At 73.9% G+C, this 25,514-nt stretch carries 20 protein-coding genes; 7 read left to right on the top strand and 13 right to left on the bottom strand.

All coding sequences use genetic code 11. From position 1 onward, the window contains the following. Window positions 1–33 precede the first annotated feature (33 nt). The 12 genes from SACTE_RS08715 to SACTE_RS08665 all read right to left on the bottom strand — a co-directional run bounded on the left by SACTE_RS08715 (window position 34) and on the right by SACTE_RS08665 (window position 15,860). Complete coding sequence (locus SACTE_RS08715) at window positions 34–1,770, bottom strand: VgrG-related protein (protein WP_026359006.1); 1,737 nt, start codon at window positions 1,768–1,770, stop codon at window positions 34–36. Then, the gene (locus tag SACTE_RS08710; RefSeq protein ID WP_014045668.1) at window positions 1,770–2,492 is read right to left on the bottom strand and encodes a LysM peptidoglycan-binding domain-containing protein; all 723 of its coding nucleotides are present in this window, start codon (window positions 2,490–2,492) and stop codon (window positions 1,770–1,772) included. The genes SACTE_RS08715 and SACTE_RS08710 overlap by 1 nt, the downstream gene beginning before the upstream one ends. An 87-nt stretch (window positions 2,493–2,579) precedes the next feature. After that, window positions 2,580–3,005, bottom strand: coding sequence for a phage tail protein (locus tag SACTE_RS08705; RefSeq protein WP_014045667.1), 426 nt, complete (start codon window positions 3,003–3,005; stop codon window positions 2,580–2,582). A gap of 32 nt (window positions 3,006–3,037) precedes the next feature. Then, window positions 3,038–6,115, bottom strand: coding sequence for a hypothetical protein (locus SACTE_RS33635; protein WP_050986362.1), 3,078 nt, complete (start codon window positions 6,113–6,115; stop codon window positions 3,038–3,040). A gap of 4 nt (window positions 6,116–6,119) precedes the next feature. Continuing rightward, entirely contained in the window at window positions 6,120–6,278 is a 159-nt protein-coding gene (locus SACTE_RS34560) for a DUF6760 family protein (RefSeq protein ID WP_014045664.1), read from the bottom strand. After that, the gene (locus tag SACTE_RS08695) at window positions 6,275–6,757 is read right to left on the bottom strand and encodes a hypothetical protein (protein WP_014045663.1); all 483 of its coding nucleotides are present in this window, start codon (window positions 6,755–6,757) and stop codon (window positions 6,275–6,277) included. Before SACTE_RS08695 ends, SACTE_RS34560 begins: the two co-directional genes overlap by 4 nt. Beyond that, on the bottom strand, window positions 6,754–7,194 hold the full coding sequence (locus tag SACTE_RS08690) for a phage tail protein (protein WP_007457189.1): 441 nt from the start codon (window positions 7,192–7,194) through the stop codon (window positions 6,754–6,756). Before SACTE_RS08690 ends, SACTE_RS08695 begins: the two co-directional genes overlap by 4 nt. Before the next feature lie 70 nt (window positions 7,195–7,264). Next, a complete protein-coding gene (locus SACTE_RS08685; RefSeq protein WP_014045662.1) occupies window positions 7,265–8,791 on the bottom strand; it encodes a phage tail sheath family protein in 1,527 nt (508 codons plus the stop codon). A gap of 163 nt (window positions 8,792–8,954) precedes the next feature. Continuing rightward, complete coding sequence (locus tag SACTE_RS08680) at window positions 8,955–11,069, bottom strand: ATP-binding protein (protein WP_014045661.1); 2,115 nt, start codon at window positions 11,067–11,069, stop codon at window positions 8,955–8,957. After that, the gene (locus SACTE_RS08675; RefSeq protein WP_014045660.1) at window positions 11,066–11,770 is read right to left on the bottom strand and encodes a DUF4255 domain-containing protein; all 705 of its coding nucleotides are present in this window, start codon (window positions 11,768–11,770) and stop codon (window positions 11,066–11,068) included. The genes SACTE_RS08680 and SACTE_RS08675 overlap by 4 nt, the downstream gene beginning before the upstream one ends. Further along, window positions 11,767–14,976: a DUF11 domain-containing protein gene (locus SACTE_RS08670; RefSeq protein WP_014045659.1), complete on the bottom strand. Its 3,210-nt coding sequence runs from the start codon at window positions 14,974–14,976 to the stop codon at window positions 11,767–11,769. The genes SACTE_RS08675 and SACTE_RS08670 overlap by 4 nt, the downstream gene beginning before the upstream one ends. Before the next feature lie 173 nt (window positions 14,977–15,149). Then, complete coding sequence (locus SACTE_RS08665) at window positions 15,150–15,860, bottom strand: LuxR C-terminal-related transcriptional regulator (protein WP_014045658.1); 711 nt, start codon at window positions 15,858–15,860, stop codon at window positions 15,150–15,152. A gap of 200 nt (window positions 15,861–16,060) precedes the next feature. On the opposite strand from SACTE_RS08665, the gene SACTE_RS08660 reads away from it, so the two are divergent. Beyond that, entirely contained in the window at window positions 16,061–17,395 is a 1,335-nt protein-coding gene (locus tag SACTE_RS08660; RefSeq protein ID WP_014045657.1) for a hypothetical protein, read from the top strand. A 705-nt stretch (window positions 17,396–18,100) separates the two neighbouring features. On the opposite strand, the gene SACTE_RS08655 is transcribed toward SACTE_RS08660, so the two are convergent. Continuing rightward, the gene (locus SACTE_RS08655) at window positions 18,101–18,502 is read right to left on the bottom strand and encodes a VOC family protein (RefSeq protein WP_014045656.1); all 402 of its coding nucleotides are present in this window, start codon (window positions 18,500–18,502) and stop codon (window positions 18,101–18,103) included. A gap of 221 nt (window positions 18,503–18,723) precedes the next feature. Between SACTE_RS08655 and SACTE_RS08650 the strand changes: the two genes are divergently transcribed. The 6 genes from SACTE_RS08650 to SACTE_RS08625 are packed head-to-tail and all read left to right on the top strand — an operon-like array spanning window position 18,724 to window position 25,508. Then, on the top strand, window positions 18,724–20,073 hold the full coding sequence (locus SACTE_RS08650; protein ID WP_014045655.1) for a salicylate synthase: 1,350 nt from the start codon (window positions 18,724–18,726) through the stop codon (window positions 20,071–20,073). Then, window positions 20,070–21,164, top strand: coding sequence for a ketoacyl-ACP synthase III family protein (locus tag SACTE_RS08645; RefSeq protein WP_014045654.1), 1,095 nt, complete (start codon window positions 20,070–20,072; stop codon window positions 21,162–21,164). Before SACTE_RS08650 ends, SACTE_RS08645 begins: the two co-directional genes overlap by 4 nt. Beyond that, a complete protein-coding gene (locus SACTE_RS08640) occupies window positions 21,161–22,852 on the top strand; it encodes an AMP-binding protein (RefSeq protein WP_014045653.1) in 1,692 nt (563 codons plus the stop codon). The genes SACTE_RS08645 and SACTE_RS08640 overlap by 4 nt, the downstream gene beginning before the upstream one ends. Window positions 22,853–22,858: 6 nt before the next feature. Further along, window positions 22,859–23,161 (top strand): phosphopantetheine-binding protein, encoded by a 303-nt coding sequence (locus SACTE_RS08635; RefSeq protein ID WP_014045652.1) that lies wholly within the window; start codon window positions 22,859–22,861, stop codon window positions 23,159–23,161. Further along, complete coding sequence (locus tag SACTE_RS08630) at window positions 23,161–24,693, top strand: amidohydrolase family protein (protein WP_014045651.1); 1,533 nt, start codon at window positions 23,161–23,163, stop codon at window positions 24,691–24,693. The genes SACTE_RS08635 and SACTE_RS08630 overlap by 1 nt, the downstream gene beginning before the upstream one ends. After that, window positions 24,693–25,508, top strand: a complete 816-nt coding sequence (locus SACTE_RS08625; protein ID WP_014045650.1) for a 2,3-dihydro-2,3-dihydroxybenzoate dehydrogenase — start codon at window positions 24,693–24,695, stop codon at window positions 25,506–25,508. The genes SACTE_RS08630 and SACTE_RS08625 overlap by 1 nt, the downstream gene beginning before the upstream one ends. Window positions 25,509–25,514: the final 6 nt, after the last annotated feature.

Below are 25,514 nucleotides of genomic sequence, written 5' to 3'. Positions count from 1 at the left end.
TCGGTCGCGGGTGCTTCTGTGGTGTGGCGCGGGTCAGTTGATGCGGATGAGCTTGGCCTTCAGGACGGCGAGCAGACCTCCCTCGACGGTGACGTCCGCCTTCCCGTTGACGGTCACCGAGCGGCCGTTGATGGTCACGTCCCCGGTGCCCGCGTCGAGCGTGATGCCGGTGGGGGAGAGGGTCACGGAACTCAGCGCCCGGGTACCGCCGGGGCCGTACACCGTCAGCTCGATCCGGTCCCGGCGCTCGTCCAGCATGACCTCCAGCCGCTTGTCACCGCTGGCCAGCCGGACACCGGACGGGCCGCGCGGGGCGTCCAGCAGCTCCAGCCGGTTGCCCGAACGGGACACCAGGGAACGGCGGTTGACCTTCCCGCTGGCCGGGTCGATCAGCGGCACGTCGTGCGGCGACGGCTTGTCGACCCCGTTGTAGAGGCCGCCCAGCACATACGGACTGTCCAGGAGCCCCTGCTCGAACCCGACGAGCACCTCGTCGTTGACCTCGGGGCTGAACACCCCGCCACCGCCCTGGCCGCCCCACTGCACCGTACGCACCCAGTCGGTCACGTACGTGTCGTCGAGCCAGGGGAACGTCAGCTTGACCCAGCCGCGCTGGGAGCCGCCCTCGCGTACGTCGGTGACGACACCGATCGCCAGCCCCGGCATGCGCGGGCCCCGGGGCGGCGCGTTGCCCTCGGTGGCCAGCCCGGCCAGCGACCGGTCGGAGGCCGCGCTGACCAGGACGGTCGTGCGGTAGCCGCCGTGCGGGTCGAGGACGTGGTGCGCCGCCGTCGCCGTGTAGCGCCCGGAGAACGCCGGCCCCGCGGTGGCCAGCGACACGGGCTCCCCGGCACGGAGCTGCGGATCACCCTTGGCGACGGCCTCGATCTCGCCGAACCCCGAGCTCACCGCCGCCGCGACGGCGCCCGCCACGGCCGTGGTCTCCGCCTGGGTGCGGTACGGGGTGTCCGCGACGGTCGTCCGGGCGGACGCGCCGAACGCGCGGCCCGCCACCGAAGGGCTCAGCCCGGGCACGACGGTCGTACTGCGCACCGACGGCTGCCGGGCCACCAGGGGCGTCTTCGTCGTGACGTTCCAGCCGCGCACCTCGACGTCGTCCGCGCCGTCCGCGCTGGTCAGCACGGCTCGCAGCGCCAGCAGGTTGTCCCCGTAGGCCAGTTCGACCGTGCCGCCCGACGCGGCGGGCTCGGGCTTCACGAACTGCAGCGTGCCCGTCTCGTCGATGCGCACCAGGGCGCCGCTCTCCCCGGCGAGCTGCTGGAGGAACTCCCAGTCGGAGACGTTGGCCTGGGTCAGCTGCTGGTGCGTGATCGGCGCGGCCTCGACCCGTCCGCAGGGGAGCCCGGCGCCCGCGGCCACCTTGCGCACGATGTCGGCGGTCCGCATGTTGCGGAACGCCCGTACCCGGCGGCCGCGTCGGAGCCGGTGCGCCTTGGAGTACGCCCGGATCACGGTGAACGTGCCGGTCGTGTCGCTGTCCAGCTCCACGGCCGTCACCTCCCCGGTGAACAGCCGCTCCCGCGTACGGTCCTCCACGGTCACCACCGAGATTTTCACCGGGGTGCCGATGGTGATCCCGGTAGCGGTGAGCAGCTTGTGGTCCGGGTCGCGGTAGGTCAGCAGGGCGGTGTCCGGCAGGTTGACGTTCTCGTCGACCACGCAGCTCACCAGCTGGGCCACCCAGGCGGCCGGCAGTTCGCCGGGGGCCTCGACGATCGGGTCGGCCGCGAAGGACCGGGCTCCGGTGATCACGAGAACTCCCTGTGCGACGGCTCGTCGGTGGCGGGCACGATCAGTTCCGTACCAGGGGTGAGGGTCATCGGATCGTCGATGTCGTTGGCCTCCGCGATCGTGCGCCACCGGGTGGCGTCCCCGTACTCGCGCCAGGCCAGCAGGGCCAGGCTGTCCCCGGCCACCACCCGGTGCGTGCGGCGTGCGTCGCGCGAGCCCGAGGTGGGGTTCTGGCCGGCCGGGTCGACGCTCGCCTCCTCGATGGACAGCGAGCAGGTCGCGCGGAGCGGCTTCCCGTCGACGTCGAACAGCGTGTACGAGACCGCGAGGTTGGACATCACCCCGTCGAACGACGTCGTCTTCGACGTCCCCCAGTCGAACCGCACCCACGGACTGGCGGGCGTCTTGCTCGCCAGGCTGCTGGGCGTGGGCACACACGCCAGCATCAGCTGCTCCACCGCCTGCTCCACCGAGTTGTCATGGGTGGCCGTGGCGTCGAGGAAGACGTCCAGGGACAGCGAGCGTGGTCCGCTGCCGACGAACTCGGGCAGGGCGGACTGCCCGGCCATCCGGGACGGGGTGCGCCGCCACTCGGTGCTCTTGCTCAGCGACAGCGTGGCGGGGTTGAACTGCAGGGTGAGCCGGGCGAGGGTGCCGCCCGGCCGGGCCCCGACCGCCGCCGGCGGTTCCATGATCGTCAGCTGGGCGCGGGCCCTGCTGCTGCGGCCGAGGGGGGACACGCGGTTCCTCCTTCCGGGAGGGTGGGTCGACGACGGGCGGATACGGGGACGTCGGGGGCAGGAGGGTTCGGGAGGGTTCAGGTCGGTTCAGGACGGGCTCAGGCCCTCGTGTGCGATCTCCAGCGTCTCGACGGCCGCCTGGGAGTTCGCCGGATCGAACGACGGGCCCTGCCAGCGGACCGGCACGATGCCTTGGACCTGCCAGCTGATGATGCGGCTGAGGTCCGGTCTGAGCGCCACGATCTCGCCGTCCTTGGGCTCGACCCGCTGGATGATCTCGTTCAGCCAGCGCGCGATCTTGGTCGTGTCGGCGGTGACCGGCCGGGTCAGCGTGATGTTGGTCCAGGTGATGCGACCCGGCAGCTGCCACGCGAAGCCGTTGTTGCCGCCCTCGGCGTACTGCTCCATCTCCACCTCGGCCCCGAGACCCGAGCAGGTGTGGAAGGCCCCCAGGTCGTTGCCTCCGATGACGAGCCGGAAGAACACGCTCGTCGCGAAGATGTTGTCCGTCATCCGCTTCTCTCCTTGCCGTTCCCTGCGGGCCGTCAGCGCCGGCCGTCGTACAGCCGGCCGGACCGTTCGAGGCCCCGCCGCATGTCGGCGCGGAGCAGCCGGCTCACCGGTTCGAGCAGCCTGCGGGCGAGTTCCTCCAGGTCGGGGCCGGGGGCCGGGTGCGCCGCCGCCGACGTCGTGGCGGTGCGGGTTGCCGGTCCGGGTCCCTTCGCCGGTGCGGCCGGTGTCCGGGCGGGGACGGCGGTCACGGGGACTCCCGCGATCCCCGCCTCGGCCGCCGCCCGTTGCAGGGCCGTCCGCTGGACGGCCGCCTGCGCCGGCCGGGCCCCGGTGGCGGGTGCCGGGGGCACGGAGCGGGCGTCGTGGGCCGGGGGCACGGGCCGGGCGTCGTGGGCCGGGGCGCGCCGGGTGACCCGGACGGCCGGGAGCTGCGGATCGGCGACCGGACCCGGGGCGGGGACGGCCGGGGGACCGGCCGCCGGTGCGGGACCGGGCCCGGCGGCCACCGGCACGGACAGCCGCTGGATCGGCACGGCGGGAGCCCCCGGACCGGCGGAGGCCGGCGGGTGAGGGCGTACGACCGGCAGTGGCGGACCGGACGGGGAGGGGCGGGGGGAGGAGGACGGGGACGGCGCGGGCCGTCCTCCGGCGGGCGCCGACGGCAGCGGCCGCCCCGCCCCTTCCGCGCGCACCGCGTGCGCCGGGGAGACGGGGGAGCCGGTCATGGGTCGGACCACCGGGGCGGCGGGCGTGCCCGGTCCGCCGGACGTCCCCGGTCCGCCGGGCGTGGCGGTCGTCGGTCCCGGGCCGGGGGCGCTTCCGGAGGGGCTTGTCGTGGGCGACGCGGGCGACGCGGGCGGTGCGGGGGTCTGCGGGGTGGCCGTACGGGAACGCCGGAGACGCGGGCCGCTCCTGGCGGGCGTCGGGCCCGTGCGCGACGGTGAGGGGGAGGGGGCGTCGGGCGGCTCCACGGGCGTCGGCTCGCGCCGCCAGGCGGCCTTCACGACCGGCCGGGCGGGTGCTTCGGCACCGGCGGCCGGGGGCGGCGCGGTGAATCCCTCGCCCGCACCGGTGCTGACGCTCAACGGCCGGTCCGCCAGCAGCGACCGCGACCGCTGGACGACGGCGGGAGCGGTGGGGGCGGTGGACGGTGCTGTGGCCGGGGTGTCGGCGCCGCCGGACGCGGAGGCGCGCACGCCCGGGAGCGCCGGGGCGATGCGGCGGGCCACCGCCGTCCTGGTCGCCGGTGCCGGGTTCGGTGCGGGAGAGGAAGCGGTGCCGGTCCGCCGGTTCCTGGCCGGGGTGCGCGGGCCGGGGCCGGAGGGCTGCCGTACGACGGCTTCGCGGCCGTCAGCGGGCCGTTCACGGCTGTCCGAGATGGTGGCCTCCGCGACCACGGGCCCGCTACGGAGGGCGCGCTGCACCGCCGGGAGCGGCTCGGCGGACCGTCCGGGCAGCGCCGGAGGCTCGGGTGCCCGTACCGGCGTCGCGGCGGCCGCACCCGTCCGCGGGGGTTCGGGTGTGGAGCGCGGGCCCGCGTCCGACGGCTCATGCGCTGCCGGGCCGGGACCGACCCCCGGGTCCGTCCGGCGCCGCACCGGACGGCCGGTGCCGAGCAGCGGTGCGGACCCTCGCGCCGGGGGTTCGGACCCGGCCGTGGGGGGCAGCGCCGCCAAGGGGGCGCCGATCCCCCCGCGCGCACGTGACGGGTCCGCGGGCGCGCCCGGGCGCCCGGACCGGGTGGCGGGGGTGGTGCCGTGCTGCTCGGTGCGGGCGGAGGAACGCGGCGGTGCGGAAGGAGCCGAGGAGCGCGGCGGTGCGGAAGGAGCCGAGGAGCGCGGCGGGCCGCCCGCCTCCTCCCGCGTCGACGAGGGCCGCGCCGGTCCACGAGGCGCTCCCGCTCCCGGAGTCGCGGCCGCAGCCGAAGAAGGAGAGCCCTCGGGGACGGACCGGTGCAGTACGGGCATCGCCGCGCCCTCCCCGACCGGCGCACCGGGCCCGGGACCGGCCGGACGGGCGCCCTGTCCGCCGACGGACGGCACGGCGCCGGAGGGCAGTTCACGCAGGGGCGCGCCCAGGGCCGTTCGTACCGTCCCGGGGCGCGGCGCGGGGACGTCCCGCCGGACGCCGGTACCGGTCGGTGCGTCTCCCGGGGTGCGCGGCGCCTCGTCCCGCGCGGCCGACGAGGGCCCCGGGGCGGTCGGTGCCGGGACGGGGTTCCGGGTGCGGTCGACGGCTGCCGGGACCGCGGCGACCTGACGCAGGGCCATCACCGGACGCCGTGCCACCACCAGGGACGGGCGGACCGGGTGCGGGCGTACGGCCGCCGGACGGGCACGCGGCGACGGAGAGGGCAGCGAGGGCACGGGGGCTTCTCGGCCGGTCCCCGGCGCGCGTCCCGGCCCGGCGTCCCGGGTGTCCTGAGGGCCGTCGGCCGCCGGGGCGCCGACCGGCCGACGCTGGACTGGGGGTGCGGACGGCACGGGCGATCCGCTCCGGGACTCCGGCGTACGCGCCGGTCCGCCCGGCCGCCGCGCGGACCGGGTGCCGCGACCCGGCGTGGTCGCGGGGACGGACGTGGCGGGGGCGCCGGACGCGACGGGAAGACCGAAGGAGCCGGACGACGGGCCGGAGGGACCGGAAGGTCCCGCCGACGGCCGGGGCGACGGTCGAACCGACGGCCGATCCGACCGCTCAGCCACCGGCTCCGGCTCCGGCTCCGGAGCGATCGCGCGCAGCAGCAGCGGGCCGCCGCCCTGGGACGTCGTACGGGCCGGGGGAGCCGGGCGGGTCACCCCGTGGATCAGCCCCACCGGGGCGGAGGGCAGCACCGCGTGGCCCAGTTCGCCGCCGAACGCGGGGTTCTGCCAGGAGGCGAGCCCCGACCGGAACCGCAGGCCGTCGCTCACGCCGATCGAGGACCGCGCCACGGTCACCGTCGGCGGTGCGACCCGCTGCCAGCCGCCGTCCCAGTCGTCGCCCCGCGCCCCGGCCACCGGTACGGCGTCCGAGGGGCCGTCGCCGGAACCGCCGGAACCGCCGGGCCCCTCAGGCAGGACGGCCGGGGCAGCGCGGTGCTCCTCCCGCCGGAACCAGCCGCCCAAGCCCATACGATCAACCGCCTTCGTTGGCGCGGGTGTTGATCCGCGCGATCTCCCTCACCCACTGCTGACGCTCGCCGTGGGTGAGGTCGAGAATGTCCTCGAGCCGCCAGTGGAAGTGGTAGGCGACGTACGCGATCTCCTCCCGCAGCCGGGGAAGCGCGTACGTCACGATTCCCCCAGGCGCCCACCGGAGAGGTCCACCTCGAACGAGCCGTGGCACAGCGGGCAGGTCACAGCGGCGTGCGTGTGGCCCTCGCTGTTGATGCGCCGGTAGAAGTCCTGGAGGAACGCCACGTCCGTGGCGTACATCCGCTCGACCACCCCGGCGTGCACATCGGTGACCGTGCCGAGCTGGGTGATCACCTGGCTCAGCAGGACCACGCTCAGATACGCCGGGTTCTCCTTGACGCGCAGGTCGATCTGCGGCCGCAGCTCGTCCCGGGCGGTCGCCAGACGCATCGTGCCGTGCCGGTGCACCGTGCCCTCGTCGTCGACGTAACCGCGCGGCAGCTCGAACTCGAACTCGGTGCGCAGCTCCTGCCGTTCCCGCGCCGGGGCCGGCGCGGTCTCCCGGTGCGCAGGCGCGGCGGGAGCCGTGGCGTCGAGGATCTCGTCCAGGCCGCCCGCCGTGACCGTCCGTCGCCTCATTCGACCACGATCTCCTCGAAGGTGATGGTCACGGTCTCGGTGGCCGCGCTGGACTCGCCGGCCTTCAGCGACGGGCCCTCCCACTTGCTGGCCCAGCCCTGCATCAGCTGGATGCGCCGCACCGTCTCGCCCGTCGAGTCCTTGATCTCGATGGTGAGGTTCTGCCGCGCGGTGTCGACGGCGCCGTTGTTCAGGGTCTCCTTGATCCAGGTGGTGAACTCGCTGCTCTTGTCGAGCCCGCGGGTGATCGTCACCTCGCCCGCCTGACGGGCGCCCGGCTGCTTGCGGATGATCTGCTTGCCCTCCGCGGTCACCTGGCGGACCTCGACGACCTCCTCCTCGACGGTCATCCCGCTGATCTCCTGGATGGACTCGACGAGATAGCCGCCCAGCTGCACGCCGAAGACGTGGGTGGAAAGAGCGTCGCCCTCTGCCATGATTCCGTGTCACCTTTTCGTTCGGGTGGTCCGAGGACCGGTTCGTGGGAAAGCCGCGGGACCCCGCGGGTCACTCGTCGACGAGGCTCGTGCTGTCGGAGAACTGGGCGAGGCGGAACACCACGAACTCGGCCGGCTTCACCGGGGCGACGCCGATCTCGCACACCACCCGGCCGAGGTCGATCGACTCCTGCGGGTTGTTCTGCCGGTCGCACCTGACGTAGAACGCCTCCTCCGCCGTACGGCCGAAGAGCGCGCCCCGGCGCCACTCCTCCGTGAGGAACGCGGTGACGTTGCGCCGGATGCTCGACCACAGCCGGTCGTCGTTCGGCTCGAACACGACCCACTGGGTGCCCAGCAGGATCGACTCCTCCAGGTAGTTGAAGAGGCGTCGCACGTTGAGGTAGCGCCATGCCGGGTCCGAGGAGAGCGTCCGCGCCCCCCAGATCCGGATACCGCGCCCCGGGAAGGCCCGGACACAGTTGACGCCGATCGGGTTGAGCAGGTCCTGCTCGCCCTTGCTGAGGCGGAGCTCCAGGTCCACCGCACCGCGGATGACCTCGTTGGCCGGCGCCTTGTGCACCCCGCGCTCGGCGTCGCTGCGCGCCCACACCCCGGCGACGTGACCGCTCGGCGGCACCAGCGTGTTCCGGCCTGTCGCCGGGTCGAAGACCTTGACCCAGGGGTAGTACACGGTGGCGTACCGCGAATCGAACCCGGCGTCGTCGTTGCGCCAGGTACGGACCCGCTGCGCGTTCATCGACGGCGGGGTGTCCAGGACGGCGACCCGGTCGCCCATCTGCTCGCAGTGCGCGATCACGGCGAGCTGGACGGTCTTGACGCCCTCCGCGTCCAGGTCGCCCCGCCGGTGCGCGCTCATCAGGTCCGGGACCGCGACCATGGTGATCTCGTCGATCGCCTCCAGGCCGGCGAAGCCGGTACGCGCCGCCGCGTCACCGACGTACTCCGCCGCGTCGAGCCGGGCGACACCGGTGCCCGGCGCGGGGGACGCCACCAGGCCGACGCTCTGCCGCTCCGGGCGGCTCTGGGCCGCGCCCGCCTGCTCGGCGACCTCGATGAGCTTCGACTCGCGGACCTGGTTGACCAGGTAGCCCTTGACGCTCTTACGGGTCGAGGCCTCGTAGGTCTCCACCACCTTGCCGCTCTGCCGCACCAGCAGCCGGAATCGGTCCTCCGGAGGGTTCTCGCCCTCCGCGTCGGCGACCTCGACCGAGACGTCGGGGCCGGCACCGGGCCGGGCCGAGACGAGGAACCCGCCGATCGCCACCGGCGCGGCCGGCTGTGCGGCGGCCTCCCCCTCGGCGCCCTGGGCGGGCCCGCCGACGCGGACGATGTAGGCCGTGCCGCCGCCGTTGGCGAAGTAGCCGTAGACCGCGTGCGCGAGGTAGGTGTCCGGGGTGAAGGTGCCGAACTGCTGGACGTACTGGTCCCAGTTCGTCACCAGCGTCGGCCGGTGGAAGGGGCCGGACTCCGCGAAGCCGACGAAGGCTGCCACGGCGGTGCCGACTCCCTCGATGGGCCGTGCTCCGGACTGCACCTCCTCCACGTAGACACCCGGGGTGAGGTACGACGGCATGCTCGCTCCTTCGGCTGGCCCACTCGGTCACTGCCGAGTCTCACCGGGCCGTCACGGTGCCGAACAGGCCCGAAGGTCCTGGAGGCAGGGCAGAGGACACTGCCTTCCCGGGCACCCGGAGCGGGCCGTGACTGCCCGACAGGGCCCCGTGGGAGGGGGCGGGTCAGGGCCGCGGGCCGCCCCCACCGCCCCGTCCGCCGTCCAGCCAGGGCCCGAACTCGCTCTCCAGCACCAGCCGTCCGAGCTTCCGGTACTCCTGGAGGACCGCCGAGACGACCTGCTCCATACCGAGTGGACGGCCGGTCTCCGCCGCCAGATAGGCGGCCGTCACCGCGCACGCACGGATGGAGCCGCCCGCCAGCTCGAAACGCCGCGCGCAGAACGGCAGGTCCAGGTCGGCGTCGCGCGGCAACTCCGCCCCGAGGCACCGGTCCCACAGGGCGAGCCGCTGCGCCTCGTCGGGCATGGGGAACTCCGCGACCACGTCGAGCCGGCGGGTGAACGCCTCGTCGAGGTTGGCCCGCAGATTGGTGGTGAGCACGGCGATGCCGTCGAACGACTCCATGCGCTGGAGCAGGTAGGCCGACTCCACGTTCGCGTGGCGGTCGTGCGCGTCCTTGACCTGCGAGCGCTTCCCGAACACCGCGTCAGCCTCGTCGAAGAGGAGGATGCCGTTCACCTCGGCCGCCTCGACGAAGATCCGCTCCAGGTTCTTCTCGGTCTCCCCGATGTACTTGTCCACGACCGTGGACAGGTCCACCACATAGAGCTCCATGCCGAGTTCGGCGGCCACCACCTCGGCGGACATCGTCTTACCGGTACCGGACTCACCGGCGAACAGGGCGATCACGCCCCGCCCCCGGCCGCCGCCCGGACGCATCCTCCACCGCCCGAGCACCTGCTCGCGGTGGCGGGCCCGCAGCGCGAGTTCGCCCAGCTGACGGCGGGTCGCCGGGGGCAGGACCAGATCGTCCCAGCCGACGGCGGGCTCGATGCGGCGGGCGAGGCGCTCCAGTCCCGCACTGTTCTGGGCCCGTACGGCGGCCCGCAGATCCGCCGCCCCCACCGGCCGCCGCTCCAGCGCAGCCGTCCGGGTGGCGACGGCGGCCGCCTTGCGTATCTGGTCCGCGTCCAGGCGGTAGGCGGCCACGGCGTCGGCGAGTTCGCCGCTGAGCGGGACGACGCCGCCCGGTGCGGCCCCGGCGTCCGCCAGGGCCCGCGCCCACTGGGACACCCGCCGTGCGGGCGGCGGTGGGGCGACGCCGAAGAGCACGGGGCTGTCCGTGGTCCACAGCGGGTCCCAGCCCTTGACCCCGTGCACGACCAGCGGGACACCGGCCGCCGCCCGGCACAGGTCACGCAGGAGCCGGGAACGCTGCGGGAGTTGGGGTTCCAGGGCCTCGACCGGGCCGAGGACGAGACCGCCGCCGCTCAGCCGGGCCTCCGTGACCAGGGCGTGGGCGAGCCGCGCCGGCACCGGATCCGCCACCAGGGCCGCCGGGTCGACGACCAGCGGGCGACGGCCCGCGGCCAGCAGGGCGTCGACCGCCAGCCGGGCCGGGTCACCGCCCCTGTCCAGCAGGTACACCAGCCCGCTGCCGGTCCCCACCGCCCCGGCCACCCGCGCGGCCTGCCCGGTGTCCGCCTCCGCCTCCCCCCGGCCGACACGGACCACGCCACGCAGCTGACCCGCGATCTCGTCGTCACCGAGCAGATGCGCGGTCACCCGGTCGGGCACCCGCAGCACCCGCGACAACAGCGGCAGCCCGGGCTCCTCGATCTCCAGGATGCCGCCCGTGACGAGCGGCGCCGACGGCGAGAGACGGAACCGCCCCGGCCCCGCGACCGGAAGCCCGCACAGGTCCAGGGCGAGGCCGACGGTCGGCCGGCGCCGGGTCAGGTCGTCGTTGAGGTAGCCGTACAGGCGCTCGAACCGGGCGTCGACGTCGGGGGCCATCGCCACCAGCAGCAGCTCCACGTCCAGCGGCAGCAGACCGAAGTCCAGCGCGAGCCGGCCGAGCCTGCCGTCCGGCGCGAGCGGCCCCGGCTCCTCACCGTCCGGCGGCGCCGGGTGGAACGCGGACGGGGACTCCAGGATCCGCTCGGCCGCCTCGGGGGTCAGATACTGCCCCCGGTAGGGATCGTCCGGATCCGGGTCCACGGCACGGCGCGCGGCCACGGCCCGCCGCACCCGCCGCTCCACGCCGCTCAGCCGTTCCCACAGGTCCTGGAGCCCGGACGCGGCGGCACCGGGCCGTTCCCGTACGCCCTGCGTCATCGCCTACCGCCCTCGCGCCGACGGCGGACCGCCGGTGGCAGCCGGTCGCGCTCGGCGGCGAACCCCTCGGCGCCGGGGTCGCCGACGCCCGTGTAGCGCAGCCTGCGCCCGGGGCCGGGCTCCACGGCGTCGACCGCCGCCGAGGCCCGTACCACCAGGCCCTCGGTGACCGGCGGGCCCACCGAGGTCTGCTCGCCGGCCAGCGGCGCCGAGACCCGCAGCACGATCGAGGGCTTGAGCTCGCCGCCGAGAGCGGACCACACGTCCGCCGCCGAAGGGCCGTCCGTGCCGGGGCCCGCCGCGTCGATGCCCACGGTGAGACCGAGCTCGGCGAGGCTGCCCGTGTGCAGCCGGGCGGGCAGGACGTCCGTCCGGATCAGACAGCGCAACACCTCGGACAGCAGGCGGTGTTCGTCCTGCGGCCGATTGGTCCAGGCGGTGACCAGATAGGTCAGCCCGAACCAGCGCGGCGGGTGGCGGCGGCCGACGACCGCCCCCTCACCGTCGTACACCTCCGTCGTCCCGGTCCGCCGCCGGGCCACCTCCTCCCGGATGTCGTACAGGAAGACGCTGATGGTCGGGGCGTTGCGCCGGGCCGACCAGTCCCGGGTGGGCGCGTCGAAGACGATCTCGACACCGCTCTCCTGGAGACCGGCCTCCACCAGCAGCAGCCGCAGCCCCTCGTCGATCTCGTGGATCACCGCCGCACCACCTCGTCCGGCGGCCCGATGGTGCCGCTCACGACCAGGAACGTGGTGGTGACCGGGCTGAACCCGGGGCCCGTCGCCGTGATGGTGCGCGGGCCGGTCTGGTCCTTGAAGAGGATCAGCAGCTGGCCGGTGAACGTCCGGTCGGCCCGGGGGACCACCGGCGGAGCCGCCGCCGTGATGCCCGGCTTCCAGGTCAGCGTCACCGGCGCGCCGGGCGGGAAGTCCTTGCCCCGCACCGAGGTCACGAAACCGGGCTTGCCGACGTTCGGCACCGCGACGATCTCGGGCCGGAGGATGCGCAGCGTGGTCCGGGCGGTGTTGTCGCGCGGGTCCGCGTCGGTGCCGGTCGTGGTCAGGGTGCCGGTGACCCTCGCCCGCAGCGCCTTGTCCGGCGACAGCACCACCCGTACGACCGTGGACGCCCCGGGCGCCAGGTCACCCAGCGCGCAGACGCCGTCGCCGCAGCCGGCGGGCAGCGGTCCGGCCGGGACGCCCGCGGGCAGGCCGAGCCGCAGCCGGAGACCGGTCGCGAGGGCGTTCCTCCCGTTGCGCACGGTGTAGGTCACCACGACCCGGCCGCCCACGAAGCCGGGGTTCGGCTGGGCCGCGACGGTCAGGCCGGGGCCCGCCGCCGGCGGGGCCGGGGCCGGAGGAGCCGGGGCGGGAGCGGGAGGCGTCGGAGCGGGGGAAGGCGGCGTCGGCGTGTCCGTGGGCGTCGGTGTGGGGGTCGGGGTCGGGGTGACGGCGTCGACCGGGACGACGGTGTCGGCGGCGTTGTCGGTGGGGCTGGGATCGACGACCGACCCGGCGACGGACCACCCGATGCGCTGCTCACCCGTCGTCACCCCGGTCACCTCGACGGTCACCGGCACGCTCGCACCGGGCGCGAGGACGCCCAGGTCGCACTGGGGGGAGCCGACCGGGCAGGGACCGGACGGCGTGGTCAGCGTGTCGACGCGGACACCGGGCGGGGCGTCCGCGGTGAACGTCGTCCGCGGTGAGGGCGACGGGCCGTGGTTGGTGACGGTGACGGTCAGGGAGGTGGACGCACCCTCCTCCACCCGCGGCCCGGTGGGCGGGGCGGTCACCGCCAGGTCGACCGACTGCTGGTAGGCGGGCTCCTTCTGCCGCCCCGGCAGCCCCGAGGTGAGCGGCGTCAGCTCGCCCGACGCGAGGTCCAGGGCGGACAGCGCCTCCGGCGAGTTCGGCGCGAGCGCGCGGCGCGCGCTCAGCAGCAGCCGGCTCCCGTCGGGCGACCAGGCGACGTCGCGCGGTTGGAACGGCCCGGTGGCGGAGGTGTCCGGCAACGTCCGGCCGCAGGCGCCCGGGTCGCCCCGCAGCGCGGCCGGCAGCACGACCTGGCAGCCGCCGCCCGTCACCGATGTGACGACGACGCCGGTCCGCTCGTTGACGCGGCCCCCGCCGTCCTTCCGGTTGAAGGCCAGCGTCAGGCCGTCCGGGGAGAAGGCCGGACTGTCGTCGATCACGTCGCAGGGACCGGGGCAGTGCGCCGCTGTCAGGTCCTGCTGGCGGTCCAGATCGTCTGCCGGTGCGGTCCAGACGTGCTTGTTGCCGCCGAGGCCGCCGATCACCTGGTCGCGCGTGAACGCGAGCGTGCCGCCGTCCGGTGACCAGGTCGGCTGCGCGTCCCCGCCCCGCGACTGCCCGGCGGGGGGCACCACCTCGTCGGTGATCGCCCCGGTGACCGCGTCCGCCACCAGGACCCGGGCCGTCGCGGGTGCGTCGCCGTCCGTGCCGGGCGTGACCCGGGTGAAGGCGATCCGGGTACCGTCCGGCGAGAAGGCCGGATCGGTGTCCCGGTCCAGGGGGCCGCGCCCGGCCAGCGGCATCGCCTCGGGCTTCGCGCCGTCCGCGTCCACCAGCCAGATCCGCTGGATCCGCCCCGCCTCGGTGTCCTCGAACCGGGTCACCACGATGCGCCGGCCGTCCGGCGTGTAGCTCTGCCGTTCGGTCCAGGGATCGAAACCCTCCGCCGGATCGAACAGCGGGTCCAGGGCGGGGTCGGTGTTCGTCTCGGAGGCCGGGTCCTCCTGCAGGAGCGTCATCCCGAGGTTCCGCGGGTCCGAGCCGTCCTGCCGCATGTCCAGCAGGAGCGCCTTGTGGGGCGAGGCGCCGCTCGTACGGGCGACCACCACCGAACCCGTCGCGGCCGGGCCCAGCCAGGTCGGCGAGTCCACCGCGCGGTTCTCGTTGAGGAGCAGCTCCGGGGCCCCGTACGTCTCGGTGCCCACGCGGTAGACGTTGTCGAACGGGTCGCACGAGCAGGTCTGGTCGGGGCTGAGGAAGAGAAGGCCGCCACCGTCCGGCAGCCAGGCGGGCGACTTCGTGCTCCATTCGGCCGGACCACCGGTCAGGACGGCCCGGTCGCCGCCCTTGCCGTCGGTCACCCACAGCCGGGGCTCCAGTTCCTCGCCCGGCCCTCCGCCCGTCTGCAGGGTGAAGGCGACGAGGTCGCGGTGGGCGTCGTCGTCCACCGGGTTCCACGAGGGCTCGGTCGCGTTTCCGGCCGGGGCGTCACTGATCCGGCGCTCCGGGCCGCCGGACAGCGCCCGTTCGTAGATCTGCCGTCCGCGTGCCGGGTCGCTGTCACTGGAGTAGGCGATCAGGGTGCCGTCCGGGGAGAACGTGGGGGAGACCTCGTCGGCGGCCGAGTCGGTGAGCCTTTGCAGCCCCGAACCGTCGGTGCGGACCGTCCACAGGTCGCGCGGCGCGTCCTCGGCGGCGTCGGCGTCCACCGCGTCGAACACCACCGTCGTGCCGTCCGGGGAGAGTTCGGGGTGCTGCGCGTCGAGGCCCCTCGTCAGCCTCCGTACGGAACCGTCCGCCACGCGCAGGTAGACCTGGGGGCGGGCGCCGTCCCGCAGGCTCGTGAAGACCAGCAGGTCGCCCCGGGCCGAGGGCTGCTGGTCGAAGTGGGTCGGCTGCCCCGTACCGAAGAACGGGGCGCTGTTGTCCGTGGCCGTCACCCGGCCCAGGCTGCGGTGCCTGGTCCCGGCGAAGACGATCCGCCCGGTGTCCGCGGCCGGGGCGTCGCCCGGTTCGGCCGCGGCCGCGCGGGCGGAGTCGAGGGGCGCGGAGACGGAACCCGTCACCAGCAGGGGGACCAACAGCACAAGGGCGCCGGTCAGGGCGGCCAGACGGCCGTACCGGACGGCCGGGCCAACGGGGCCGGTCACGGGTCACCTCGCAGTCGGTTCGGGCGGGCCTCATGGCTCTCCACGGACAGCGTCACCGTCCAACGCGGTGAAATACAGGCCGGGAGTACCCGGGGCGGGGGAAGCGGCCTTGCCCTTTCCGGTCATCCCCCCGCCCCGCACCGGGCGCCCCCGTCCCGAGGTGGTGCCGTGCGTCAGATCAGCCCGTTCCGCAGGGCGTAGCCCACGGCGTGCGCCCGGTTGCGCAGGTGCAGCCGCGTCGCCACCTCGTGCAGCACGTTCTTCACGGTCCGCTCGGAGTAGGAGGTCTTCTGGGCGATCTCCGCGGTGTCGAAGCCCTCCGCCACCAGCCGGAGCATGTCCGCCTCACGGGTCGTCAGGGTGGACAGCGTCAGCCCCCGGGGGTCGAGCACCGTGCGCTGCACCCTGCTGACGTGGTCGAGGAGCTTGCCGAGCAGGTCGCCCGGCAGGACCCCCTCCCCCTTCGCCATGGCCGTCACGAGGTGGACGAGTCCGTCCCGGTCGGCCTCGGAGCGGCGTAACACGGCGGCCACCCCGCACTCGATCATCGTCTGCAGGGAACCCGCCTCGAAGAGGCCGACGACCAGTCCCGTGCGGGTCGAGGTGTTGCGCTGCAACCGGTGCAGCAGCCGCACGGTGGGTTCGTCCACCCTGTCCACCACGACCAGCGAGGCCTGGGCGCGGTCCGCCTCGGCGTCCGTGACCAGCTCGATCTCCGGCCGCTGGCGCAGCTGTTGGACGACGCCGGTGTGCAGGATCGGATCCTCCGCGTACACGGCCACGGAGACCCGGGCCGGTGCGGTACGCGTGGCCGGTGCCGGGGCGGCCGGTCCGGTGTGCTGCTGGGGAACCCTCGGCTCGTGCGCCGTCTCTGTGAATATCATCGCTCACTGTCCGTCTTCGTCTGTTTTCTTCGCTCGCCACGCCTGGATGTGCGGTACGGAACCGGGTGCCCTCACGGTCCCCGGGGGGTGGCGGGGGCGGCCGGGGCAGCGCGCCGACGGGCCCTGGGGGCAGCGTCCCTGCCCGGCCGTTGCCCTCCCGTCTCTGCTGCGGGGGCCGCCCGGTCTCCTAGCGTCGGATCGTGACCACATCTGCCGAACTCGCGATCCCCGAGGTGACGGTGTCGCCCGGTGGCGAGGCGACGACGACCCTGACCGTGCGCAACGACAGCGACATCGTCGAGGCCTACGCACTCGAGGTGGTCGGCGACTGCGCCGCGTGGAGCACCGTCGAGCCGGCACGCGTCTCGCTGTACCCCGGCACCTTCGAGCAGGTGACCATCCGGCTCGCCCCGCCCCGGTCGCACGAGGTCCGGGCCGGCCGGACGCCGCTGGGCGTGCGGGTCCTGCCGGCCGAGCACCCCGAGCGGGTGGTGGTGCCCGAGACCACCGTGACCGTCGAGGCGTTCCGCGAGCTGCGGGCGGAGCTGAGCCCCCGGCGCCGGCGCGGCTGGCTCGGCGCCCGGTACCGCACCGCGGTGCAGAACCGGGGGAACACCCCTGTGGAGGTCGGCTTCGCGGCGCGGCAGGCCGGGGAGGACCTCAAGCTCGTCTTCGCACCGGACGGCCGGAGCCTCGCGCCGGGTGAGTCCGCCGACGTACGCCTGCGGGCGCGCACCCGTAAGCCGATCTGGTTCGGTGAGCCGGTGACCTGGCCCTTCGAGGCCGAGGTGGCCGAGGCGGCGGCCGGGGACGGCAGCGCCGAGGAGGAGCACCCCGGGCAGAAGGAGACCCTGCAGGGTGAGTTCCTCCAGCTGCCGGTGTTCCCGAAGTGGCTGCTGATCGTGCTCGCCGCGCTGCTGGCCCTGCTGATCGCCTGGTTCACCCTGGTCCGGCCCGCGGTGCGCAGCGCCGCGAAGGAGGCGGGGACCCAGGCGGCCGAGGAGCAGGTGGCCCGGGGCGCCCAGCAGCAGGGCGGACAGGCGCCGGGCGCGGGCGAGGCAACGGGAGGCCAGGGGACGGGCGGTGGCGAGACCGGCGGCGCCGGTCCCGGCACCGGGGCCGGTACGGGGACGGGCACCGGTTCGGGCAGTGGCACGGGAAGCGGTGCGGGCGACGGGCAGCAGAGCTCGGCGACGATCGACGTACAGACGGCCGGCGGAGCGGAGAAGACCGGGACCTACCGGGTCCCGGCCGGGAAGACCTTCGGCGTCACGGACATCGTGGTGGCCAACTTCCAGGGCGACGAGGGAGTGGTGACCATCTCCTTCGGGGAACGGAAGATCACCACGATCGCGCTGGAGACCTTCCGCAACCAGGACTACCACTGGGTGACCCCCATCCAGATTCCTCAGAACGCGACCGTCACCGTTTCCGTGACCTGCGAGAAGCCCGGCACCCCGGCCTCCGGGAAACAGGCTTCCGAGTGCCGTCAGGTCCTCAATGTCAGCGGTGTGCTGAGCGATTTCGCACCGTAGCAACAGTGACAGTCGACCGGGACAGCTTCATTCTTTTCGCGCTCCATGAGAAGGGTGCGAAGTCCGGCCTGTCCTGAAAGCGATTACCGGGCGGCTGGTATTTCTGTGGTCAGGATCATGGAACGGTCGCGCGCCGGACATGGCGGATTCCCGCGAAGGGAAAGGGAGCCGCCCAGGACGGCGGTTCGGCCGCGCCGAGGGCCGGGTGTCCTCGCAGGTCACCCCCGTCGTCGGAAGGTGATGCGGGGTGCGTCGGCAAGGCGGGAGGGGAATCCGGGCCGATCGGTTCCGCGGCGCAGGAGTACCCCGACACATTCTGGCTGATAAGCGATGTCCGGATTCGGTTTCCCTAGACGTCGCGGCCGGTGATCGATATGCACCGCTCCGGCCGGCACGCACATGGCCCGCCTGCGCGCATTGGGCGGACGGGCATGGGACGTGCGTGCATTCCGGCTGAACGGCTTTCTTCGGTACCCCTATGGACACTGCCGAAACGGGGCCGTGACGATGCTGGGCGGATTCCGGTCACGAGGCCGTTCCGGGTGATGCCGGGCTTGCTGGAGAATATGTCGCGAGGAGATGCCGCCCGCCTTCGCCAACAGCCCTTGCCGGCCCTTTTCCAGCCCTTTCCCGGGGGCTCCGTCCCCAGTGGCCCTCGCCTTCCCGGCCGCCCCTTTCACCGGACCCCGGGCCCTCGCCCCGCCATCAGCGGCCGGACAGGACCTCCAGGTAGTGCCGGTTCTGCATGATCCCGAGGATGTTGCCGAAGGGGTCGACGACCGAGGCGCCGACGAAGCCCTCGCCGAACTCGCGGACCGGCTCGTGGGCCACGGCGCCCAGGGCCAGCAGCCGCTCCAGCGCGTCCCGCACGTCGTCGACGTGCCAGTAGACGACCGCGCCCGCCGCCGCCCCGTCGCCGTGGCCCCCCAGGTCCCCCGCGTAGGCGCTGTCCAGCAGCCCCAGCTCGTGCTGGTAGTCGCCGATCCGGAACTCGGCGTACCCCGGGCGCTCGAAGTACGGGGCGATGCCCAGGAATTCGGTGTACCAGGTCTTCGCGGCCGGTAGGTCGGCGGCGTGGAACCTGACGGTGGTGAGGCCTCGCAGCATCGGTGCTCCTTCGTTGAACGGCGTCCTGCGACCACCGGTGTGACCGCGGTGCGAGCACGACACTAAGGCGCCGTCAGGAGGGTCTCCGCCCTGAACCGGCCCGGGGTGACATGTTCGGTTTGGCAGTTCGATCAGCAAGGGTGATCGGAGGGGGGCGGTCAGGCGGGTGTTACCTCCATAATGTTTTGGGAGGTAACAGCCTCACGGGAGGGACCACCCAGATGACCGCCCTTGCCTCGCGCCACTACTACGAAACCCAAGTCCCGCTGTCCGAAGACCCCCTGCTGATCGCGGCCCGCCTCGCCGACGCCGGTCTGTACGAGTCGTACGTCGTCTACGAGAACGGAGGGAGCTGGGCCTACGCGGGCGGGGTGCGCGCCGAAGTCACTCTGGACCGCGACGGCGCCCGGCTCAGTCAGGAAGGGCTGCCGGCGGCCGTGCTGCCCTGGAGCGACCAGCCGCTGGAGCTCGTCTCCGAGCTGCTCGCCCAGGTGGAGGTGCCGTACTGGCGGGCCTACGGCTGGGCCGCCTTCGAGCTGTCCTACGCCAAGGAGGGAGCCCGGAACCACCTCGGCGAACAGCGCCTGCTGCATCTCGTCGTGCCGCGGGTCGAGGTGCGGTTCGGTGAGGGCCACGCCCTGCTGCGCGCCGCCGACCAGGCCGCGCTCGACACGCTGGTGAACGCCGTCATCGACGACACCGGCTCGAACGGGGAGCGGCAGCCGCGGCCGCTGGACGTCTACGCGACGGACGGTACCGGCTACCGTGCCGCGGTACGGCACGCCGTGGACGACATCAACGCCGGCGAGCTGCACAAGGTCATCCTGTCCAGGGTCGTCGAGGTGCCCGGCGACACGGACCTGACCGCGACGTACGTGGCGGGACGCCGGGGCAACAACCCGGCCCGCTCCTTCATGCTCAACCTCGGCGGCACCGAGGCCATCGGCTTCAGCCCGGAGATCGTCGTGCAGGTCGCCGAGGACGGGCGGGTGGTGAGCCAGCCGCTGGCCGGCACCCGGGCCCTCACCGAGGACGTCCTGGTCAACGAGAGCCTGCGGGCCGACCTCTTCGGTTCTCCGAAGGAGGTGTACGAGCACGCCATCTCGGTCAAGACCGGGGCGGACGAGCTGCTCGACGTCTGCGTCGAAGGATCCGTGGAGATACCGGAGTTCATGGCCGTCCGCGAGCGGGGCAGCGTCCAGCACCTCGCCTCCCGGGTCGCCGGGAAGCTGGCCCCGGGCCGGCACGCCTGGGACGCCTTCGGGGCCGTCTTCCCCGCCGTGACCGCATCCGGTGTTCCCAAGGCGGCGGCGTACGACTCCATCCGCCGGTACGAGCCCGAGACGCGCGGCCTGTACAGCGGTGCCGTGCTCACCGTGGACCACTCCGGCGCCATGGACGCGGCCCTGGTGCTGCGCAGCGCCTACCGGCGGGGCGGCCGCACCTGGCTGCGGGCCGGCGCGGGCATCGTCGGACACTCCACGCCCGAGCGGGAGTTCGAGGAGACCTGCGAGAAGCTCGACAGCGTCGCCCGCTTCCTGGTCCCGGCCGACACGGGGGCGCGGCGGTGAGGATCGCATCCGACATCCGGTTGGCCGGCATCGGGAGCTGGCTGCCGGAACCGGTCGGCACCGAGGAGGCGGTGGCCCGGGGCTGGTACGCGGAAGCCGACTGCGAGGCCTCCGGCATGCGGGCGGTGCGGATCGCCGGCGAGCTGCCCGCACCCGAGATGGCGGTGCGCGCCGCCCGAGCCGCGCTGCGCCGCAGCACCGCCGCCGGGTTCGCAGCGGACGACTTCGGGGCGCTGCTGCACTGCGCCACCTACCACCAGGGCCCCGACGGCTGGTCCGCGCCGCACTACGTGCTCAGGCACACCCTGGACCGCCCGGTCACCGCCGCGCAGATCGGGCCCGGCTGCCTCGGCATGCTCGCCGCCCTGGAGCTCTCCGCCCACCGGCTGGCGGCGGACCCGTCGAAGGACGCCGTACTGATCACCTCCGCCGACAACTTCTCCGTGCCGGTGGTGGACCGCTGGAACTCATCGAAGCTGTTCCTGCTCGCGGACGGCGGGGCGGCCGCGGTGGTCGCACGGCGGGAGGGATTCGCCCGGCTGCTCTCCGTCGCCTCGGCCTCTGCCCCGGTGCTGGAGGAGCAGCACCGGGCCGGTGAGCAGCTGTTCCCGCCGGGCATCACGGTCGGCCGTTCGCTCAACTTCGAGGAACGCAATGCCCATCTGAAGCGCCGCTGGGAGCAGGGCGCGGCCGCCCCGGCCGTGCACTTCGGCGACGTGGTCGCCGACACCGTCGACCGCGTCCTGGAAGATGCCGGCACCAGCCTGGAGAAGGTGGCCAGGATCTGCCACACCGGGTACGCCCGAAGGGCCCTGCACGGCATCTACCTCGCGCCGCTGGACGTCGAACCCTCCATGGGCAGCTGGGAGTTCAGCCGGGGCGTCGGGCACGTCGGGGCCGCCGACCCCTTCCTCGCACTGGAACACCTGTGGACCGCGGGCGAGGTGGTGCCGGGGGACCAGGTGCTGCTGCTCGCGGCCGGCCCCGGCATGGAAGTCGCCTGCGCGGTCCTGGAGATCACGGCCGACTGCCCCGACGGCACCGCACCGCACCCGCCGCACGGCGGCACACCGAAGGAGGACGACCGATGATGCTCGACGGCTGCACACCGTGGCCCGCCGAGACGGCCGCGCGCTACCGCGGCACCGGCCTGTGGCAAGGCACCGACCTCGGTTCGTTGCCCCGGCTGTGGGCGGACACCTACGGCACGACCACGGCTCTCGTCGCGGGCCCGGACCGGATCAGCTACTCGGAGCTGGCGGACCGGGTGGACCGCACGGCCGCCGGATTCGTGCGCGAGGGAGTGCGTCCGGGCGACCGGATCGTGCTCCAGCTGCCCAACACCGCCCGGTTCGTGGAGGTGGCCTTCGCCCTGTTCCGGGCCGGCGCCAAGCCGGTGTTCTCGCTCACCTCGCACCGGGCCCAGGAGGTGCGCCATCTGTGCGAGCTGTCGGGGGCCTCCGGATACGTGGGACCCGGGGTCTTCCGCGGCTTCGACCACACCGCCCTCGCCCGGCGGCTGGCCGCTGAGCTCCCCGGTCTGCGCATGGTGGTCGACATGGGCGACGGACCGGTCCCCGAGGGTGCCGTCCCGGCGTCCGGGATCGATGCCGAACCGCTGCCGCTGCCCGCGAACGACCCGTCCGACGTGGCCTTCTTCCTGCTGTCGGGCGGCACGACCGCACTGCCGAAGCTCATCCCGCGCACCCACGACGACTACGCGTACCAGACCCGCACGGTGGCGGAGCTCTCCGGCCTCGGCCCCGGATCGGTCTATCTCGCCGCGCTCCCGGTCGAGTTCAACTTCACCTGGGGCTGCCCCGGAGTGGTCGGCACGCTGTCGTCCGGGGGCACGGTCGTGCTCGCCCCCGACGCCACCGCCGACGTCTGCTTCCGGCTGATCGAGAGGGAACGCGTCACCCTGACCTCGGCGGTGCCCACGGTGGCCCGGCTCTGGCTGGAGGAGCGCCAGTGGTCGGACGCCGACCTGTCCAGCCTCCAGGTCCTGCAGATCGGTGGCGCCCGGCTCGAACCGGAGCTGGCCGCACGGATCACCCCCGAACTCGGCTGCCGCCTCCAGCAGGTGTTCGGTATGGCCGAGGGCCTGCTCAGCATGGGCCGTGCGGACGACGACCCGCACTCGGTGCTGCACACCCAGGGCCGGCCGGTGTCACCGGCCGACGAGATCCGGATCGTCGACGCGTCCGACGCCCCGGTCCCGCCCGGCGTCACGGGGGAGCTGCTGACCCGTGGCCCGTACACCCTGCGCGGCTACTACCGGGCCCCCGGGCACAACGCCGTCGCCTTCACCGAGGACGGCTTCTACCGCACCGGGGACCTGGCGAGCCTCACTCCCGAGGGACGCCTCGTCGTCGAGGGCCGGATCAAGGACGTCGTCGTCCGGGGCGGCGACAAGATCGCCGCCGGTGAGGTGGAGGCCCACCTCCTGGCCGTCCCCGGCATCGCCGCCGCGGCCGTGGTGCCGGTGCCTGACGAGTTCCTCGGGGAGCGGATCTACGCCTTCCTCGTCAGCCGTGACGAGCCGGGCGCGGTGCCGCCGCTGAGCCTGCTCAAGGCCACCCTGCACCAGCGGGGGCTGGCCGACTTCAAACTGCCGGACCGCGCCGAGTACGTCGCGGACCTGCCGCTCACACCGCTCGGAAAGATCGACAAGAAGGCCCTGTCGGCGGCAGCCGCCGACCCGGCGCGATCCCGTGACTGGGGACAGGACCGGCCCGCCCCGGCCGCCGTCGCCGCCGCACCGATACCGACGAGGTGAACTGTCATGACCTTGCCCACCCCTTCCCCCGCGCGGCCCCGCACTCGGCGGCGTACCTCCCCGCTCCCCGCCGACGAGCTCCGGCGGGACGTCGCCGCGGCGATCGGCGCGGACCCCGGGACGCTCACCGGTGACGCCCATCTGGTCCATCTCGGGGTCGGCTCCCTGGAGGTGATGCTCCTGGTCACCCGCTGGCGCCGGCAGGGCATCCCCGTCGACTTCGCGGCACTCACCGCCACCCCCACCCTCGACGCCTGGCACCGGCACCTCACCGAGGCCTGGGCCGCACGCGACACGGACGCGGCGTGATGGGCGCCCTGCTGATCCGGGGCGGAGTGCTCTACCCGGCGGACTCCACCGACCGGGTCGTCGCGGACGGATCGGTGCTCGTCGCGGACGGAGTGATCGTCGCCGCGGGCCCCACCGCCGAGGTCGAGGCGGCCGTCGAGCCGCACCACCGGGCCGGTCTCCGCGTGATCGACGCCCACGACCGGATGATCCTGCCGGGCTTCGTCAACGCGCACTGGCACGAGATGTTCGCGATGCGCTTCCCCTTCAAGGGGGCGCTGCGCGCCGCTTCGGACCGCGACGACAAGCCGGTGTTCATGGCGCTGGGCGGCGACGTCACCCAGATCTCCATGGTGTTCGACGCCTTCCACGACCACGTCGACCGGCTGACCCCCGACGAGGCCCTGGCCATCGCCCGGTACTCGATGTGGACGCAGCTGCGCTCAGGCGTCACCACCCTGGGCGACGTCGGCTCCCTCAACAAGCCGGAAGCCCTGGCACGCGCCGCCCGGGACCTCGGGATGCGGATCACGGTGAGCACCTGGGCCGCCGACGCGGTCTGCGCACCCGGCGACAGCAGATTCCGGCGCACCCGTGACACCGACCTCGAACTCCAGCGGATCGAGCAGCTCCTCGACGAGTGCGCCACCAGCCCCGACGGACTCGTACGGGCCTGGCCGACCTCCGTCTACGGCACCAACATGAGCGACGAACTCGCCGCCGGATTCGCCGACCTGACCGCCCGCTACGACGTCCCGTTCGCCACCCACGTGGGCGCGCTGCGCAACGAGGCCGACGTGATGCTCGCCTACTACGGGGCCACCCCGGTACGGCGGTTCGCCGAGGCCGGACTTCTCTCGAAGCGGTTCACGGCGGTGCACTGCGGCTTCGCCGACGCCGGCGAGCGGGCCCTGCTCATCGAAGCGGGGGCGCACATCAGCCACTCGCCCGCCAAGTACGGGCAGGCCGGTGAGTCCACCCTCTCCGAGACACGGGCGATCCCGGAGTTCCGCCGGGCCGGACTGGACGTGTCGGTCTCCACCGACGGCGCCGCCGTACCGCTCGGCGGGATGCCGGAGGCGATGCGGGCGGTGTGGCAGCTGTACAACGAGATGTACGCCGACCCCACGGAGGTGCTCCCCACCGACGCCCTGGCGATGGCCACCCGGCTGCCCGCGAGATCGCTGGACCAGGCGGAGCGCATCGGCAGCCTGGAGCCCGGCAAGCAGGCCGATCTGCTGCTCGTGCCCGCCGGCGACTGGCGCTACCTGCTCAACCCCCGCCCGCTGGAGGGATTCCTGTCGCTCGGCGGCTCCATGGACGTGGAGACCGTCGTCGTCGCGGGCCGGGTCCTGATCGAGGACGGCCGCTCCACGGCGCTCGACGAGGACGCTCTGGAGTCCGAATACCTGGAGGCCCTGTCCTCCTTCACGGTGCGCTGCCTGGGCGTGGAGGCCGACGCCGTCGCGGCGACGCTGCGCCGGCGCACCGAGACGATCGAACGGCGCCGCCGGGCGGCCGCCGCACACCACACGGGATGGAGGCAACGGTGATGGGCGAGGCACCCGCGAAGGAAGCCACGGCGGAGCACGAGACCCCGCGCCGCAGGACGGCCCTGGTCACCGGAGCCGCGGGCGGCATCGGGGCGGCGGTGGCGCGCGAGCTCGCCGCGGCCGGTACCGCGGTCGCCCTGCTCGACGCCGACGAAGTGGCCCTGGAAACCCTGGTGAAAGAGCTGGAGGCCGACGGAGCACGCGTACTGGCGCTCGTCGCCGACGTGCGCTCCGGCCCGGAGGTGGACGCCGCGGTCGCCCGCGCCGAATCCGAACTGGGGCCGCTGGACCACCTGGTGAACACCGCCGGGGTACTGCGCACCGGAGAGGTCACCGGATACAGCGACGAGGACTGGGAGTTCACGTTCGCCGTGAACACCACCGGCGTCTTCCACGTGAGCCGGGCGGTCGTGGCACGGATGGTGCCCCGCCGCTCCGGCGCCGTGGTGACCGTCGCCTCCAACTCGGCGACCGTCCCGCGCTGGAACATGGCCGCCTACGCGGCGTCGAAGGCCGCGGCGGCCAGCTTCACCCGGACCCTGGGCCTGGAGGTGGCGCGGTACGGCATCCGCTGCAACATCGTCGCCCCCGGCTCCACCGAGACCCCGATGCTCACCTCGATGTACCCGCCGGGCGGCGCCGTACGGCCCTCCGTCGACGGCTCACCCGACACCTACCGGGTGGGAATCCCGCTGGGCCGCCTCGCCCGGCCCGAGGACATCGCCCACGCGGTGCTCTTCCTCCTCTCCGACCGGGCCTCGCACATCACCCTGAACGACCTGGTGGTGGACGGCGGCGCCGCCCTCGGAGCCTGACTCTTC

Origin of the sequence: Streptomyces sp. SirexAA-E, assembly GCF_000177195.2 — a bacterium.
In the GTDB taxonomy this organism is placed as follows: Bacteria; Actinomycetota; Actinomycetes; order Streptomycetales; family Streptomycetaceae; genus Streptomyces; species Streptomyces flavovirens.
Note: the sequence above shows the minus strand (reverse complement) of the source record. Positions and strands in the feature narration are given on the sequence as shown.

Bases quoted from the DNA above. Each gene is read 5' to 3' on its own strand.
- SACTE_RS08630 (WP_014045651.1), top strand. From the start codon at position 23,161: ATGGGCGCCCTGCTGATCCGGGGCGGAGTGCTCTACCCGGCGGACTCC.
- SACTE_RS08650 (WP_014045655.1), top strand. From the start codon at position 18,724: ATGACCGCCCTTGCCTCGCGCCACTACTACGAAACCCAAGTCCCGCTG.
- SACTE_RS08690 (WP_007457189.1), bottom strand. From the start codon at position 7,194: ATGGCAGAGGGCGACGCTCTTTCCACCCACGTCTTCGGCGTGCAGCTG.
- SACTE_RS08680 (WP_014045661.1), bottom strand. From the start codon at position 11,069: ATGACGCAGGGCGTACGGGAACGGCCCGGTGCCGCCGCGTCCGGGCTC.
- SACTE_RS33635 (WP_050986362.1), bottom strand. From the start codon at position 6,115: ATGGGCTTGGGCGGCTGGTTCCGGCGGGAGGAGCACCGCGCTGCCCCG.
- SACTE_RS08685 (WP_014045662.1), bottom strand. From the start codon at position 8,791: ATGCCGTCGTACCTCACCCCGGGTGTCTACGTGGAGGAGGTGCAGTCC.
- SACTE_RS08665 (WP_014045658.1), bottom strand. From the start codon at position 15,860: ATGATATTCACAGAGACGGCGCACGAGCCGAGGGTTCCCCAGCAGCAC.
- SACTE_RS08635 (WP_014045652.1), top strand. From the start codon at position 22,859: ATGACCTTGCCCACCCCTTCCCCCGCGCGGCCCCGCACTCGGCGGCGT.
- SACTE_RS08695 (WP_014045663.1), bottom strand. From the start codon at position 6,757: ATGAGGCGACGGACGGTCACGGCGGGCGGCCTGGACGAGATCCTCGAC.
- SACTE_RS08705 (WP_014045667.1), bottom strand. From the start codon at position 3,005: ATGACGGACAACATCTTCGCGACGAGCGTGTTCTTCCGGCTCGTCATC.
- SACTE_RS08640 (WP_014045653.1), top strand. From the start codon at position 21,161: ATGATGCTCGACGGCTGCACACCGTGGCCCGCCGAGACGGCCGCGCGC.
- SACTE_RS08655 (WP_014045656.1), bottom strand. From the start codon at position 18,502: ATGCTGCGAGGCCTCACCACCGTCAGGTTCCACGCCGCCGACCTACCG.
- SACTE_RS08625 (WP_014045650.1), top strand. From the start codon at position 24,693: ATGGGCGAGGCACCCGCGAAGGAAGCCACGGCGGAGCACGAGACCCCG.